General features: G+C 72.6%; 11 protein-coding genes. 1 reads left to right on the top strand and 10 read right to left on the bottom strand.

The features are described from left to right. Window positions 1-8: 8 nt before the first annotated feature. From FXF51_RS46195 to FXF51_RS46180, 4 genes are read right to left on the bottom strand one after another with little or no spacing between them, the layout of a single operon-like run. Window positions 9-986: an ABC transporter ATP-binding protein gene (locus tag FXF51_RS46195; RefSeq protein WP_148441168.1), complete on the bottom strand. Its 978-nt coding sequence runs from the start codon at window positions 984-986 to the stop codon at window positions 9-11. Beyond that, entirely contained in the window at window positions 976-2871 is a 1896-nt protein-coding gene (locus FXF51_RS46190; protein WP_148441167.1) for a dipeptide/oligopeptide/nickel ABC transporter permease/ATP-binding protein, read from the bottom strand. The genes FXF51_RS46195 and FXF51_RS46190 overlap by 11 nt, the downstream gene beginning before the upstream one ends. Next, window positions 2864-3802: an ABC transporter permease gene (locus FXF51_RS46185; protein WP_148441166.1), complete on the bottom strand. Its 939-nt coding sequence runs from the start codon at window positions 3800-3802 to the stop codon at window positions 2864-2866. The genes FXF51_RS46190 and FXF51_RS46185 overlap by 8 nt, the downstream gene beginning before the upstream one ends. Next, entirely contained in the window at window positions 3799-5424 is a 1626-nt protein-coding gene (locus FXF51_RS46180; protein ID WP_148441165.1) for an ABC transporter substrate-binding protein, read from the bottom strand. Before FXF51_RS46180 ends, FXF51_RS46185 begins: the two co-directional genes overlap by 4 nt. A gap of 107 nt (window positions 5425-5531) precedes the next feature. Between FXF51_RS46180 and FXF51_RS46175 the strand changes: the two genes are divergently transcribed. Next, window positions 5532-6230, top strand: a complete 699-nt coding sequence (locus FXF51_RS46175; RefSeq protein ID WP_148441164.1) for a TetR family transcriptional regulator — start codon at window positions 5532-5534, stop codon at window positions 6228-6230. Between the two features lie 79 nt (window positions 6231-6309). Here FXF51_RS46175 and FXF51_RS46170 read toward each other — a convergent pair whose 3' ends face one another. From FXF51_RS46170 to FXF51_RS46145, 6 genes are all read right to left on the bottom strand, one after another. After that, window positions 6310-8178: an ATP-binding cassette domain-containing protein gene (locus FXF51_RS46170; RefSeq protein WP_148441163.1), complete on the bottom strand. Its 1869-nt coding sequence runs from the start codon at window positions 8176-8178 to the stop codon at window positions 6310-6312. Beyond that, window positions 8175-10037, bottom strand: a complete 1863-nt coding sequence (locus tag FXF51_RS46165) for an ABC transporter ATP-binding protein (RefSeq protein WP_148441162.1) — start codon at window positions 10035-10037, stop codon at window positions 8175-8177. The genes FXF51_RS46170 and FXF51_RS46165 overlap by 4 nt, the downstream gene beginning before the upstream one ends. A gap of 117 nt (window positions 10038-10154) precedes the next feature. Beyond that, window positions 10155-12104 carry a DUF6807 family protein gene (locus FXF51_RS46160; RefSeq protein ID WP_148441161.1) on the bottom strand — a complete coding sequence of 650 codons (1950 nt, stop codon included), beginning with the start codon at window positions 12102-12104 and terminating at the stop codon, window positions 10155-10157. Continuing rightward, window positions 12104-13156 (bottom strand): mandelate racemase/muconate lactonizing enzyme family protein, encoded by a 1053-nt coding sequence (locus FXF51_RS46155; RefSeq protein WP_148441160.1) that lies wholly within the window; start codon window positions 13154-13156, stop codon window positions 12104-12106. Before FXF51_RS46155 ends, FXF51_RS46160 begins: the two co-directional genes overlap by 1 nt. Continuing rightward, window positions 13153-14025 carry a 5-dehydro-4-deoxyglucarate dehydratase gene (locus FXF51_RS46150; protein ID WP_148441159.1) on the bottom strand — a complete coding sequence of 291 codons (873 nt, stop codon included), beginning with the start codon at window positions 14023-14025 and terminating at the stop codon, window positions 13153-13155. The genes FXF51_RS46155 and FXF51_RS46150 overlap by 4 nt, the downstream gene beginning before the upstream one ends. Beyond that, window positions 14022-14915 carry an NAD-dependent epimerase/dehydratase family protein gene (locus tag FXF51_RS46145; RefSeq protein WP_148441158.1) on the bottom strand — a complete coding sequence of 298 codons (894 nt, stop codon included), beginning with the start codon at window positions 14913-14915 and terminating at the stop codon, window positions 14022-14024. Before FXF51_RS46145 ends, FXF51_RS46150 begins: the two co-directional genes overlap by 4 nt. Window positions 14916-14928 lie beyond the last annotated feature (13 nt).

Raw genomic sequence — 14928 nt, 5'->3', positions numbered from 1 at the left:
TCGGGCTTCTACTCCTTAATGGGGAAATGACAGGCGAGCCAGTGGTCGTCGCCGATTTGCTGGATTTGCGGCTCCTCCTCCGCGCACTTCGCCGCCGCACGCGGGCACCGCGTGCGGAAGCGGCAGCCGGAGGGAGGATCTACCGGCGACGGGGGTTCGCCGCTGATCAGGGTGTCGGCGGGCGGCAGGTCGAGGCCGCCGCCCGGGATGGAGGCGATCAGGGCCCTGGTGTACGGGTGCGCGGGCCGGCTGATCAGGTCGGCGCTCGGCGCCAGCTCGCACACCTTGCCCAGGTACATGACCATGATGCGGTCGCTGACGTTCTTCACCACGGCCAGGTCGTGGGCGATGAAGACGAGCGTGAGCCGGTAGCGGGCCTTGAGGTCCTCCAGCAGGCCGAGGATCTGCGCCTGCACGGAGACGTCCAGCGCCGACACCGGCTCGTCGCAGATCACCACCTCGGGGTCGAGGATGAGCGCCCTGGCGATGGAGATGCGCTGGCACTGCCCGCCGGAGAACTCGTGCGGCCTGCGCTCGGCCGCCGTCGCCGGGTCGAGGCCGACCGCTTCGAGCACCTCGTCCACGCGGTCGCCCGGCTGGTGCCACACGCGGGGGCCCTCGCCGACGATGTCGCGGACGCGGCGGCGGGGGTTCAGGGACGAGATGGGGTCCTGGAAGATCATCTGGAGGCGCTGGCGGGTCATGCGCAGGGGCTCGCCGCGCAGGGCGGTGAGCTCCAGGCCGTCCAGCTTGACCGAGCCCGAGCGGGGCGGCGGGAGCTGGACGAGCGCGCGGGCCGCGCTGGACTTGCCGCAGCCCGACTCGCCGACGATGCCGAGCGTCTCGCCACGCGCCACGTCGAAGCTCACGCCGGCGACCGCGCTCACGGTGCGGCCGCGTCCCGCGGGGAACTCCACGACCAGATCCTCCACCCGCAGCAGCACCTCGTCACGGGGGCGAAGGTGTGCGTTTCCGCTACCTGCCACGGCTCTCAACTCCTGACTCGACATCGGCGGGGTCGCCGGCGCGCGCGTCCCGGGGGTACCAGCAGGCGTACTGGTGGGGGTGCGGGCCGTCCTCGAAGAGAGGCGGCGCCTCCAGCTCGCACCGCTCCTGCGCGTACGGGCACCGCGCCCGGAACGCGCATCCCGCCGGCAGGTGCGCCAGGTCCGGCGGCCTGCCGGGGATGACGCGGAGCCGGTGGTGCACCGGGTCGGTGAGCCGGGGCGCGGCCTGGAGCAGGGATTCGGTGTATGGCATCCGCGGACGCGCGAACACCTCCCTGGCGGGCCCACGCTCCACCACCTTGCCCGCGTACATGACGATCACCTCGTCCGCCCATTCGGCGACCACCGACAGGTCGTGGCTGACCAGCACCACCGCCATGTCGCGTTCCTCGCGCAGCCGGTGCAGCAGCCGCAGCACCTGGTCCTGGATGGTGACGTCGAGCGCGGTGGTGGGCTCGTCGGCGAACAGCACGTCGGGACGGCACGACAGCGCCATCGCGATCGTCACCCGCTGCCGCATCCCGCCGGAGAGCTGGTGCGGGTAGCGGCGCAGCATGCGTACCGGATCGGGGATGCCGACCGAGGCGAGCAACTGGACGGCCTCGGCGCGAGCCTGTCTGCGGGACATGCGCAGATGCACCCGCAGCGGCTCCATCACCTGCGTGCCGATGGTGCGGACGGGGTTGAGCGCGGTCATCGGGTCCTGGAAGACGGTCCCGAGCCGCCGGCCGAGCACGGAGCGCATCTCGGCCGGGCTGTAGGTGGTCAGGTCGTCGCCCGACAGGTACACGTGGCCGCCCCTGACCGAGGTGCCGGGCAGCAGCCCGAGGATGGAGCGGATCAGCATGGACTTGCCGGACCCCGACTCGCCGACGATGGCCAGGGTGCGGCCCCGGTCGAGGGTGAAGGAGACGCCGTCCACGGCCTTGACGACGCCGCGCGGCGTGACGAAGTGCGTGCGCAGCTCCTCGGCCTGCAGCAGCGTGTCGCGGATGGCGTGGGTGGCGGTGGGCATCGGGGCGGCGGCGGCCTGGCGTACCGGCTCCAGGCCGATCTCGCGCACGTCGGTCATGGCCCGCAGCCGGTCGCCGACCAGGTTGAAGGAGAGCACGGTCAGGAACATGACGATCGAGGGCGCCAGCACGACGTGCGGCGCCGTCTCCATGATCGTGCGGCCCTCGTTGATCAGGCCGCCCCAGGTGGGGGTGGGCGCCTGGACGGACAGGCCGAGGAAGGCCAGGCTGCCCTCGGCGACGACGACCACGGCCATCCCGATGAAGGCGTAGGAGGCCGCGGGGACGGCCACGTTCGGCATGATCTCGCGCCACAGGATGCGCCGGTCGCGGGTGCCGAGCACGCGCGCGGCCAGCACGAACTCGCGCTCGGCGAAGGTGAGGGTGGCGCCCCGGATGAGGCGCACCCAGGAGGGCACCCCGAGCACGCCGAGGACGATGAGCACGTTGCGCAGGTTCGCGCCGGCGAACGCCACCACGGCCAGCGCGAACACCAGCGCGGGGAACGCCTGCGCCACGTCGTTGACCGCCATGATGACCGCGTCGGCGGTCCGCCGCCGGTAACCGGCCAGGATGCCGAGCGGCGCGCCGATGCCCAGGCCGAGCAGCACCGCGCCGATGCCGACGCCGAGCGAGACGCGGGCCCCGTACACGACGCGGCTGAGCACGTCGCGGCCGAGCCCGTCGGTGCCGAACGGGTGCTCGGCGCTGGGCCCTGTCTGCGGCGGCCCGGCGAGCGTCTCGTCGTAGCGGGCGAACGGCAGGAAGTCGGCCAGCAGCGCGGCGAGCAGCACCAGCCCGATCCAGCCGGCGGCCAGCCAGATCCCGAAGCCCAGCCGCCGCCTACGCACGACGGATCCGCGGATCGACGGCGGCGTACACCAGGTCCACCGCGAAGTTGACGACCACGTAGCCGACCGAGATCAGCACGACGCCTCCCTGAACCGTCAGGTAGTCGCGGGAAAAGATGGAGTCGACGATGAGCCGCCCGATGCCGGGCAGGCCGAAGAGGGTCTCGATGATCACGGTGCCGCCGATGAGCGCGCCCAGGTTCAGGCCGATGGCGGTGATCAGGGTGATCGCGGAGGGGCGCAGCGCGTGCCGCCACAGGATGCGGCGCGGTGACAGGCCGCGGGCGCGCGCGAGCGTGATGTAGTCCTCCTGGAGGGTGGCGATCAGGTCGGTACGCAGCAGCCGCGCGTACACCGCGAACTGCCCGCAGCCCAGCGTGATCGCCGGCAGGATCACGGACGTGAGGTTCCATCCGATGTCGACGGAGATGGACGTCCAGCCGGTCGCGGGCAGCACTTGCAGGTTGACGGCGAAGACGAGGATCAGCAGCACCCCGAGCACGAACACGGGCGTGGACAGCAGCGCGAAGCTGAGCGTCGTGAGCACCTGGTCGAGGGCGCGCCCGGCGCGGCGGGCGGCGGCCACGCCGACAGGGATCGCCAGGCCGAGCGCCACGATCTGCGCGGCGACCAGCAGCTCCAGCGTCACGGGCAGCCGCTCGGCCAGCTCGGTGCCGACGGGCATCCTGCTGATGTAGGAGTTGCCGAAGTCGCCGACGCCCAGGCCGGCCAGCCAGTCCAGGTAGCGCACCAGCAGCGGCTCGTCGAGCCCGAGCTCCTGGCGGAGCTGCGCGCGGGACTCCTCCGTCGCCGACAGGCCCAGGATCTGCGTGACCGGGTCACCGGGCAGCAGGTTGAGCAGGGCGAACGACAGGAAGGTCACCACGATCAGCACCACCAGGAGCCGGACCAGCCGGTGGAGGACGATCACTGGCCGCTGACCCAGAGCTGGCCGAACGGGTGGTACGGGATGGGTGAGCCGGTCAGTGGCAGCCCCTTCTCGCCGTCGGGCAGCAGGTGCTCGCCGATGCCGCGCACCTTGGTCTTGGCGATGATCGCGCCGGTGTCGAGGTGGTCGACGAACACGTACGGCACCTGGTCGCGCAGCCGTTCCTGCACGGTCGCGTACGCCTGCTTGCGGGTGGCCTCGTCAGGGCTCATCCGGCCGGCGTCCAGGGCGGCGCTCAGCTTGTCGTCCTTGAGCCTGGTCATGTTGAGCGATATGGCGCCGACGGGCTTGGCGTAGGCCTGGTGCATCCAGACGTACTCGCCGTCGGGGTCCTGCGCGGAGAACTGGGTCCACACGGTGGCCGAGAAGTTGCCGGTGATGGCCCGGTTGATCAGGTCGGGCTGGTCGGCCTGCTTGATCGACACCTCGATGCCGGCCTTGCGCCACATGTCCTGGGCCAGCTCCACGCCCTGCATGGTGTTCGGGTCGGGGGTGGAGATCAGCTCGAAGCGGATCGGGCCCTTCTCCGCCTCGACCTCCTTGACCAGGGCGGTGGCCTTGGCCAGGTCGTAGGTGGGGTAGCCGCCGGGGGCGTACCAGGGGGAGTCCTTGGACCAGGGGCCGTCGGCGGGCTGGGTCATGCCGCCGCGCAGGGTCTTGATCACGGTCTCGCGGTCCATGGCGTGGGCCATCGCCCTGCGCACCCGTACGTCGTCGAGCGGGGCCACGGCGGTGTTGAGCAGGAACATGTACTCGGCCACGGCCATGCCCTGCGCCCGGTGCACGGAGTAGGCGTCCTTCATGGCGCCGAACTTGGTCAGGTCCTCGTCGCGGGAGGTGCCGATGGCGTCCACGCCGCCCGCTTCGAGCGTCTGGGCGCGGGTCTGGGTATCGGGCAGGATCCTGAACTCGACCTCGTCCAGGTAGGGCAGGCCCGCCCGCCAGTAGCGCGGGTTGCGGGTGACGACCATGCGGTTGTCCGGCACGTACTCCTTGAAGATGAACGGCCCGGTGCCGACCGGTTTGAGGCTGGCCGTCTTGGGGTCGTTGAGCGAGGCCGGCGGGATGATCATGCCGGTCTGCACGGTGAGCAGGTACGGGAAGGCCACCCACGGCTGGTGCAGGAGCACCTTGACCGTCATCGGGTCCGGCAGCTCGAACGACTTGATCGGCATCATCGCCGCGGCGGTCAGCGGGGAGCGCTTCTGCGCTTCGAGGTTGGCCTTGACGATGTCACCGGTCAGCGAGATGCCGTCGGAGAAGGAGATGCCCGACCTGACCTTGATCGTCCATTCGTCGTACTTCTTGTTGGGGGTGAGCGACTCGGCCAGATTCGGCTTCCACGCGCCTTCCGCGTCCACGCTCACCAGGGTCTCGATGATCGTGCCAGTCATGCTGTAGCTCTGCGCCGCGAACTGGTCTGTGACCGGGTTGAACCCGTTGGCGTCCGCGCTGAGCGCGTAGACCAGGCGCCCGCCCTGCGCGGGGCCTGTCGCGGCCGGCGCGCTGGACTGGGACTGTGGTTCGACCGGTCGCTGGCCGCTGCACGCCAGCAACACCATCGCGGCAAGCGCCAGCGTGGCCGGCGTCCTCCAGCGTTTCATCCACGCCTCCTCCCGGCAGTTCCCCCGAGAGCAATTTCACCGATAGTACTATCGGTGAAATTCCGCACAAGTGGCGCGAGACAATCGTTACGGGAGGGGAGGGACTCATGACGAGCACGCCGCTCACGAGGAGCGAGGCGAAGGATCTGACCAGGCGCAAGCTCATCCGCGCCGCGCTGGAGATCCTCGACGAGGAGGGTGAGGCGGGGCTCAGCACGGTCAAGGTGGCCAAGGCCGCCGGCATCGCGCAGTCCAGTTTCTACGTGCACTTCAAGGACATGCAGGAGCTGCTGCGGGAGCTCGCGGAGGAGGGCGGGCAGCGGCTGCGCGACTCGATGCGCGAGGCGCGGCGCAGGGCCCGCGAGCACCCCGGCGACCTCGACCTGCACCGCGAGACGTTCCGCATCCCCCTGGAGTCCATCTGCCGGCACCCCGAGCTGCTGCGGATCCAGCTCAGGGCGCGGCACGACCCCTCCTCGTCGCTGCGCGACTTCGCCGTGGAGACGGCTGCGGCCTATCGCGAGCATCACGCCGCCGACCTGGCCGCGCTCGGGTACACGGCCGACAACGAACGTGACCGGCGGCGGCTGGAGATGATCGCCGATGGGATCAACGCGGCCACCAACGCGCTGGCCATGGGGCATCTGGAGGGGCGCTATCCCGATCTGGATGAGGCCGCCGACATACTGACGGCCCTGTCGCGGGGGGCGTTGCGGCTGCTCAGGGCGACGTCGGGCGGCAAATCGGGCGCGGGCCGGCCGGCCGACGAGTCCGCCAAGCCGGACGCGGCCGAGGCGGGCGGCTGAGGCGGGCGGTTGAGGCGGGTGGCTGAGGCGGGTGGCTGAGGCGGGGCGGTTGAGGCGGGGCGCGGGGCGGTGAGGTGGGTCAGCGGTAGGCGAGGGCCTGCGTCCGGTAGAGGTCGGCGTAGTCGCCGCCCGCCGCCAGCAGCTCGTCGTGGCTGCCCTGCTCGGCCACCCGGCCGCGGGACAGCACGACGATGTGGTCGGCCATGTGCACGGTCGAGAACCGGTGCGAGACCAGCACGGTGATCGCCCCCCGCTCCGCCGAGTCGCGGGTCTGCCGCCCGAACAGCTCGAACAGGTCGTGCTCCGCCTGCGGGTCGAGCGCCGCCGTGGGCTCGTCCAGGAGCAGCAGCAGCGCGGCCTCGCGCATGAGGCCGCGGGCCAGGGCGATGCGCTGCCACTGGCCGTGCGAGAGCTCGGCGCCGCCGAACGTGCGCCCGAGCTGGGTCCGCAGCCCCGAGGGCAGGAGGTCCACGATGCCGTCCGCGCCCGCCCGCGACAGTGCCCGCTCGATGCGGGCGGTGTCGCCGATCCTGGGCAGGTCGCCGGCGCCGACCGACTCGGACACCGGGGTCTGGAGCTTCAGGAAGTCCTGCAAGGTGCCGGTGCACACGGCGGACCAGGCGGCCGGGTCGAGGTCGCGCAGGTCCACGCCGTCCACCAGGATCGCGCCGGACGTGGGCCGGTGCACGCCGGTGAGCAGCTTGATCAGGGTGGACTTGCCCGCGCCGTTGATGCCGACCAGGCCGAGCGAGGCGCCCGCCGGGATGGTGAGGTCGACGTGGTCGAGCACCGGTGTGTCCGTGCCGGGGTAGGCGAAGCAGACGTCCCGCAGCTCGATTCCGGCGGTCAGGCGAGTCGGGACGGGTGAGGTCGCCACGGGGAGGCGGGTCGGGGCGGGGGAGACCCGCGCAGGGGAGGCCGCCGCGGGGGAGGCCGCCACAGGGGAGGCCGTCGCGGGGAGGCGGGCACCGTTCTCCGCCGCGTAGCCGAGCAGCCAATGATGGTGCTCGGCCACCCGGCCGCCGTCCGCGACCAGCGCGATGGCGGAGATCGCGCTCTGCTGCTGCGCCCGTAGCTGGCCGGCCAGCGAGATGATCAGCACCACGTCGCCGAGCGTGGCCTGCCCGCGGGCCAGGAGCAGGCCTGTGAGCAGCAGCGCCCCGCCCAGCATGAGGTAGTAGAACGCCCAGGCGCCGATCTCGCCGCCGATCCCGCGCAGCCGCGCCCTGGCCTCGAGGTCGGCCGCCTCCTTCCACAACGCGCGCGCGTGCCGGTCCAGCTCGGCCCCGTTGCCGGAGATCCAGATCTCCTTGGCGGGGTCGGGGTTCAGGCACAGGTCGTGCAGCAGGCCCTCGCGGCGCAGCGGCTCGACCGTGGCGTCGAGCGCCTCGCGTTGCAGGCGCGTGGCCCGGTTGGCCAGGGGCAGGATCGGCAGCGCCGCCAGCGCCAGAAGCGCGAGCGCGGGATGCACGCCGATGAGCAGCCACAGGCTCAGCCCGATCCCGACGAGGGTGGAGGCCGCGTGCGCCGCCGCCCAGCCGGTCTTCGACAGCGCCAGCGTGCCGCGCCGCAACATGGTGATGCGGTTGAGGAAGTCGGCCCGCTCCAGGTGGGTGACGGTCGGGATGCTCGCCGCGGTCTCGGTGATCTCCTGCTCCAGCGCCATCTGGACGCGGTCGCGCAGGTCGTTGCGGAGGTTGTGGGAGAAGCGCCAGCCGATGATCTGCAGCGCGTGGGAGAGCATCCCCAGCGCGACCGCGGCCAGCAGACCGGCGAGGAGGTGGGTGCCGGCCGCGTCGACCACGTGCCGCTGGGCGTAGGCGGTGCCGGCCGCCAGCCCGGCCTGCAACATCACGAGGGCGCCCACCGCGAAGGTCACGCGGCGGTCCGCGCGCAGGCTCAGCGCCAGGGTGTGCCGGGCCATCCGGGTGCTGTTCCGCAGCGTCATCGCGCCTCCCTGGAGTGGAACCTGGACGACTGAAGGCGGAAGAGCCGGGCGTACTCGCCGCCGAGCCTCATCAGCTCGTCGTGCGAGCCCTCCTCGGCGATCCGGCCGTCCTGGAGCAGGACGATGCGGTCGGCGGGCCGTACGGTGGAGAGCCGGTGCGAGATCAGCACGACGGACGCGCCCCCGACCGACCCGATCACCTGCTCGTGGAAGCGGGCCTCGGCCTTGACGTCCAGGTGCGCGGTGGGCTCGTCCAGGACGACGAGGCGCCGCCCGTGCGCCACGGCGTACAGCGCCCGGATCGCGGCGAGCTTCTGCCACTGCCCGCCCGACAGGTCGCGGCCGTCGCCGCCGGTCCGCCACAGCTCGGTGTCGAGCCCGGACTCCAGCCGGTCGAGCACCGGCTGGGCGCCGCCCGCCCGGACGAGCCGCATGAGGCTGTCGTCCCCTGGCACGGGGGCCTCGGGCGCGGCCAGCGTGATGTTGTCGCGCGCGGTGAGCGGATAGTGCACGAAGTCCTGGAACAACGCCGTCATCGAGCGCCGCCACGCCCCGGCGTCCAGTGAGCGCAGGTCGGTCCCGTCGGCGGTGATGCGGCCCGTGGTGGGCCGGTACAGGCCGGACAGGAGCTTGACCAGCGTGGTCTTGCCCGCGCCGCTGCCTCCGACGATGGCCAGCCGCTCGCCGGGCCGGATGGTCAGGTTCAGCCGGTCCAGCACGGGCCTGGACGCGCCGGGGTAGGTGAACGACACGTCCTCGAACCGCACCAGCGGCGGAAGGCCGGGGGAAGCGCTTTCCGCGCCGGCGTGCGAAGGGCCGCCGACGGCCATGCCCTCCAGCCTCCGCAGCGCCGTCACGGCGGTCTTGCCGTAGTCGATGTCGTACGACTCCCCGCCCATCACGGAGATCTCGAAGATCCCCCAGGCCGCCACCAGGCACTGCGACAGCCCGGCGATGCTCAGCTCCCCGGCCCGCGCGGCCAGCCCCGGCACCAGCAGCCCGAGCCCGGCGCTCAGCATCGAGAGCAGGAAGGTGGCCTTCTGGCTGCGCAGCACCCGCCGGCGGGTGCTCCAATGGCGGGCCTCCCACGCGCGGTGGGCGTCCAGCCGCCGCTCGCTCACCCATCCGGCGAGCCCGAACAGCCGGACCTCCTTGCCCGCGTCGGGGCTGGCGGCCAGGTCGGCCCAGAAGTCGACCTTGCGCCGTTCTGGGGTGGCGGCGTCCTTGACCGCCTCCAGGTGCGTCCACTGCCGCCGGGTGATCGACCGGGTCAGCACCGACAGCGCCAGCAGCACCACCGCCAGCACGGGGAAGAACGCGGCCAGCACCACCGCCATGGCCGCCGCCGACGCCATCCGCGCGGTGATCTCCAACTGCCCGATACTGGCGGCGCCGGGCGAGCGCACCCGCCAGGTGATGCCCTGGTCGCCGGCGCGCACGGCCACGTCGTGGAACTCGGGGTCCTCCAGGTGGCCGATGTCGTCCGGACGCAGGGCGATCCGGCGTACGCGGGAGCGCACCACGCCGTCGATCCGCTTGCTCGCCGACGCCTTCAGCGCCCGGGCGAGGATGCCGGCGGCCTCCTTGGCCAGCATCGCGGCCGCGAACCCGGCCACCGGCCACACCAGGGCCGCAGGATCGAAGCCCGCGGAGGACATGGCGGCCACCGCGTCGTGGGCGAACAGGGCGGTCAGGGGCGCGGCGGCGACGGACACGACGACGGTCGTGCCCAGCGCGGCCAGCGTGCGGGGGCGGCCGAAGCGTAACAACGCAAGCAGGCGTGCGCGCTCGTCGAAGGTGTCGCGGACGGCGGTCCAGCTCAGATCACGCCAGGAGAACCTGGGGTACGTGTCGGTCACGGGTCTCGCTGCCTCCAAGATCGACAGCCAGATCGTCACACGGGGCACCCGGCCAGGTCAAGAAAATATTCACCTGCTGTTAGATATGCGAAGGGCCGCCGGGCAGCGGCCCTTCGCTCATCGCAGCAGCTCAGCGGCGACGGCTGACGCGGCGTCCGCGTCCAGCCGGCCGTCCAGCACGGCCGTGACCACCCGCCTCGTCAGCGTGGTCCCGAACGTGAGCGGCCGGTCCCACGCCAGCGCCTGCCCCACCCCGGGATACTCCTCCACGCGGACGAACCACGGGTCCCCGTCCGCCTGGGCGAACACGAGCGTCCAGTCCCGGCCCTCAGGCGTGGTGCCCTCCATGGCGAGCCACGGGGACACGCTGCCGTGCACGGCCTGCTCGTCCCCCGGAAGGGTGACACGGTCCACGGAGGTGCCGGGCGCGCGCCAGAAGAAGCCGCCGTAGCCCGCGCCCGCGCGGCCCTTGGTGGCCGAGCTGTTGACCTCCAGCGGCGCGCCGGTCAGGTTCGTCAGGGTGAACGCGAAGTCCAGCGCCCAGCCGTGGGCGAGGGGCCGCGCGGTGACGGTGCGCTCCTCGCGCGCCACCAGCCGGTCGCCAGGCCCGATCCACTCCAACTGCTCGGTGAAGCCGCCGTCGTCCAGACGGGTGAAGGACACGTGTCGTTGCGTGCCGTGGTCGTCCAGCCAGGTCGGCCCCTGGTCCTTGACGTAGGTGCGGCCGCCCCAGAAGTTCACCCCGCCGAGGTCGGAGATCGCGACCCCGACGCCCAGGTGGTGCACGTGGTCCTCGGGCCGGACCTGGGTGACCTGCACGCCGCCGAGGGTGCGCACCGCGTGCAGGTACGGGCGCGGCGAGTCGGTGGCGGGCAGGTCGGGACGCACCTCGTAGGCGGCCACCGGCTCGTCCGCCACCAGGAGCTCCACCCGCGTCCACGGCACGTCCAGCTCGGAGAAGAGCGCCAGCTCGGTCGCGCTGCGCCGGGTCAGCTCGGTGACGCCGGGCAGCAGCCGGCCGACCACCTCGCCCTCGGCGTCCCGCTGCACGACCTGGTGCCGCTCGGGGATGGGCGTCGGCTCGGGGGCGAGCCGGATCGCGTCCAGCACCTGCGTGAACCGCTCGGTGCTCGCCAGCGGCACCAGCAGCTCGGCGCCGGTGCGGACGTGGTCGATGAGGTTCTCCAGCAGCCCCGCCCTGTCGTGCACCGTCGTCGTGACCGAGCCGTCGGGCAGCTCCACCTTGAGCCGGTCGTGCGTGTACGTGAGCGTGGCCACGCCCGCGTCGCCCCGCACGACCAGGTGCGCCTCGCCGCGCACGCTCTTGCCGGGCGGCGGCTCCACGTAGGGCGCGCACAACGTCGCCGCCATGGTGATCGTGAACCCGTCCGCCAGCCGGACGCGCACGCAGGAGGTGTCGTCCGACTCGATGGGATGGGCGCGGTACAGCTCGGTCTCGATCTCCGCGATCGGGCTGTCGTGCAGGGCCAGCGCGGTGGCGATGGCATGCGCGAACGGGTTCGTCAGCGCGCCGTCCATCACGTCCACGCCGTTCATGCGGCGCCGGCCCGCCCAGGGGGCGCGGGTGAAGTAGGCGGACGGGCGGTGCCAGGCGCCCCAGCCGCCGATGCCGCGCACCTGGCCGAGCCGCCCGCTCGCGATCAGCCCGCGTAGCGCGGGGACGGCCGCGGAGCCGAGCGACTGGAACCCGACCTGGCAGGCCAGCCCGGTCTCCGCGACGACCTCGGCGATCCTGCGCTGCTCGGCGGGGCTGGGCGCGGGCGGCTTCTCCAGCAGCACGTGCGAGCCGGCGCGCAGCGCGGCGATGGCGAGGTCGGCGTGCGTGTTGATCGGCGTGCAGACGATCGTGAACTCCGCGCCGGTCTTGGCGATCAGCGCGCCCAGGTCGGACGACTGCGCGGGCGCGCAGAAGTCCACCTCGACGGGCCGCAGGTCGCAGACGCCGACCAGCTCGACCACGCCGCGGCCGGCCAGCTCGCGCAGGATGCCCAGATGGTGCCTGCCGTGGCCCGTGGCACCTGCCAGGACCACCTTCGCGGGCGCCATCACGACCACCTCAGCCCGAGCCCCGGGTGGCCGCCCGCGCGCAGCACCCCGCCGGACACCTCCACCGGGTACGGCTCCGCCAGCAGCCCCAGCGTGGCGAACGAGGCGTCCTCGACGTCCTCGGCCATGACCGGCAGCGGCAGGGACAGCGCGAGCTGTCCGGACACCTCGCTCAGCAGGTGCGGGTAGACCGGCACGTCGTAAGCCCTGGCCAGCTCCGCGATCCGCAGGAACGGCGTGATGCCGCCGACCCGCACCACGTTCGGCTGCACCACGTCGCACGCCCCGGCCGCCAGCAGGTCGCGGAAGCCGTAGGTGGTGTAGACGTTCTCGCCGACGGCGACCGGCACGTCGGTGGAGCGGCGCAGCTCCACGTGCGCGGCCACGTCGTCGGCGGGCAGCGGCTCCTCGATCCAGTGCAGGTCGAACTCGCGCAGCGCGGCGAGCGCCCGCCTGGCCCTGTGCAGGTCCCAGCGCTGGTTGGCGTCGATCATCAGCAGCCGGTCGGGGCCGATCACCTCGCGGACGGCGGCCACCCGCGCCACGTCCTCGGCCAGGTCGGGGCGGCCCACCTTGATCTTGACGCCGCGGTATCCGGCCGCGACCCAGCGCCCGGCCTGCGCCATCAGCTCGTCGAGCGGGTAGTGCAGGTTGACGCCGCTGCCGTAGACGGGCACTTCGTCGCGCCGCCTGCCGAGCACGTCGGGCAGCGACTCGCCGCCGCAGCGCAGGTCCCACAGCGCCAGGTCGATCCCGGCCAGCGCGACCGTGGTGATCCCGCCGGGGCCGGCCTCGCGCAGGTGCCGCCACAGCCGGTCCCAGACGACCTCGGGGTGCGCGGGCAGCCCGACGAGCGCTTCGCGCAGGTCGTGGTCGAGCAGCGCCTTGACGGCGTGCGCGCCGATCTGCGGCGTCCAGGAGAACCCGGTGCCGGTGCGGCCGTCCTTCAACGTGACGTGGGTGACGATCACGTGGTTGTACGGCACGTCCTCGCCCCACGGACGCGGCAGCGGCGCGGAGCGCAGCTCCGTCCTGAGATCGGCGATGGTCATGACGCGGCCAGGTCGAGACCGGTCTTGATCAGCTCGTCCAGCTCGGCGAGGTGCTCGTCGGTCACCTCGACCAGCGGCGGGCGGACGGCGCCGACGTCCAGGCCGCGCAGCCGCACACCGGCCTTGACCAGGGCGACGGGGTAGCCGGGCACCTTGCCGCGCAGGCGGACGAGCGGCGCGTAGAACTTGGTGAGCAGCCGCTCGTCGCCGTTCAGGTAGGCCAGCGCGATCTCGGGCGCGAACGCGAACACGGCGCTGGAGTACAGCTCCACGCCGATGCCCCGGTAGGCGGGCATGGTCAGCTCGGCCGTCGGCAGCCCGTTGAAGAACAGGAAGTCCGGGTACTTCTCGCGCACCGCCAGCACGGTCCGCTGCATGCGGTCGATGTCGCCGAGGCCGTCCTTGAGGCCGATCACGCCGGGGATGCCGGCCAGCGACACCACGGCGTCCGGCTCCAGCACGACCGAGCCGCGCTGGTAGACGATCACCGGCAGCACCTCGGCGACCGCCCGCACGTACGCCTCGAAGCCGTGCCCGGGCCCCTGTGCCAGGTACGGCGGCATGAGCAGCAGCCCGTCGGCGCCCGCCTCGCGGGCGGCGCGCGCCTGGTTCAGCGCCGTGCCGAGCGGCCCGCCGGCGCCGGCGAACAGCGGCACCCGGCCGTCCACGACCTGCGCCGCGATCCGCGTGGCCCGCGCGTGCTCGGACTCCGACAGGGCCGAGAACTCGCCGGTGCCGCACGCCACGAAGACGCCGCCGGGCCCGTGCTCCATGCCCTGCCTGACGTGCTCGGCCAGCACCTGCTCGGCCAGCGTGCCGTCGGCGTCGAACGGGGTCACGGGAAAGAACAGCACACCGCTGAGGTTCATTCGGTTTCTTCCTTGAGTTCGGTACGCCAGCTTCGCTTGGGCTGCCAGCCGAGCAGGCGGGCCGCCTTGGCGGTCGAGAAGGCGGGGGTGGTGCCGGTGAGGCCGGCGGCGAGCGCCTCGGTGCCGGGCAGGACCTGGGGGAGCAGATCGGCCAGCGGCTTCCTGGCCAGCGCGTCGGCGGCGCCGGCGAAGAAGACCTCGCCGTTGGGCAGATCGGGCAGCGCGTCGGAGAGCACCGCGATCATCTCGGCCGCGTCGCGGGAGTCGATGTAGTTGAACAGCGACACCCCGCCCAGCTCCGGCCGGTCGAGCCGCTCGCGCACCGTGTGGCCGGACTGCGTGGGCGCGCCCGCCCACTCCTCCGGCGGGATCACGAAGCACGGCCGGACGGCGACCAGCTTCGTGCCGCCCGCCCTGGCGTACGCCTTCATCGTCTCCTCGGCCGCCACCTTGGACAGGTTGTAGGCGTTCCACGGGCGCACCGGGTGCTCCTCGTCGATGGGCAGGTACGCGGGCGTCCAGCCGCCCGGCACGCCGTACCCCATGACGGTGGGGCTGCTGGCCACCACCACGCCCGGCACGCCCAGGGCCACCGACGCGGAGCACACGTTGTACGCGAGCTGCGTGTTGACCTTGAAGATGACCGATTCTGGAACGCTGAACGGGGTCGCGATCGCGGCCAGGTGGATCACCGACTCGGGCCGGAACCTGGCCAGGACCTCGAACGTCTCACCGGTGTCGGTGAGGTCGGCCGGCAAGGTGACGGCGGCCTCCGGTGGGGTGCCTGGGGCGCGGTCGACGCCGATGACCTCGTGCCCGGCCGCCGCGAGCGTGCTGACCACGCTGCGGCCGAGGCGTCCTGCGCTTCCGGTGACGAGGACTCTGCTCACCGTGTGGGACTCC

Origin of the sequence: Nonomuraea sp. PA05, assembly GCF_008086045.1 — a bacterium.
GTDB classification, from domain to species: domain Bacteria; phylum Actinomycetota; class Actinomycetes; order Streptosporangiales; family Streptosporangiaceae; genus Nonomuraea; species Nonomuraea monospora.
This window is presented reverse-complemented; position numbering and strand designations above follow the sequence as displayed.

Excerpts from the sequence above, each read along its gene's own strand:
- FXF51_RS46160 (WP_148441161.1), bottom strand. The coding sequence starts at position 12,104 with ATGGCGCCCGCGAAGGTGGTCCTGGCAGGTGCCACGGGCCACGGCAGG.
- FXF51_RS46155 (WP_148441160.1), bottom strand. The coding sequence starts at position 13,156 with ATGACCATCGCCGATCTCAGGACGGAGCTGCGCTCCGCGCCGCTGCCG.
- FXF51_RS46180 (WP_148441165.1), bottom strand. The coding sequence starts at position 5,424 with ATGAAACGCTGGAGGACGCCGGCCACGCTGGCGCTTGCCGCGATGGTG.
- FXF51_RS46175 (WP_148441164.1), top strand. The coding sequence starts at position 5,532 with ATGACGAGCACGCCGCTCACGAGGAGCGAGGCGAAGGATCTGACCAGG.
- FXF51_RS46170 (WP_148441163.1), bottom strand. The coding sequence starts at position 8,178 with ATGACGCTGCGGAACAGCACCCGGATGGCCCGGCACACCCTGGCGCTG.
- FXF51_RS46150 (WP_148441159.1), bottom strand. The coding sequence starts at position 14,025 with ATGAACCTCAGCGGTGTGCTGTTCTTTCCCGTGACCCCGTTCGACGCC.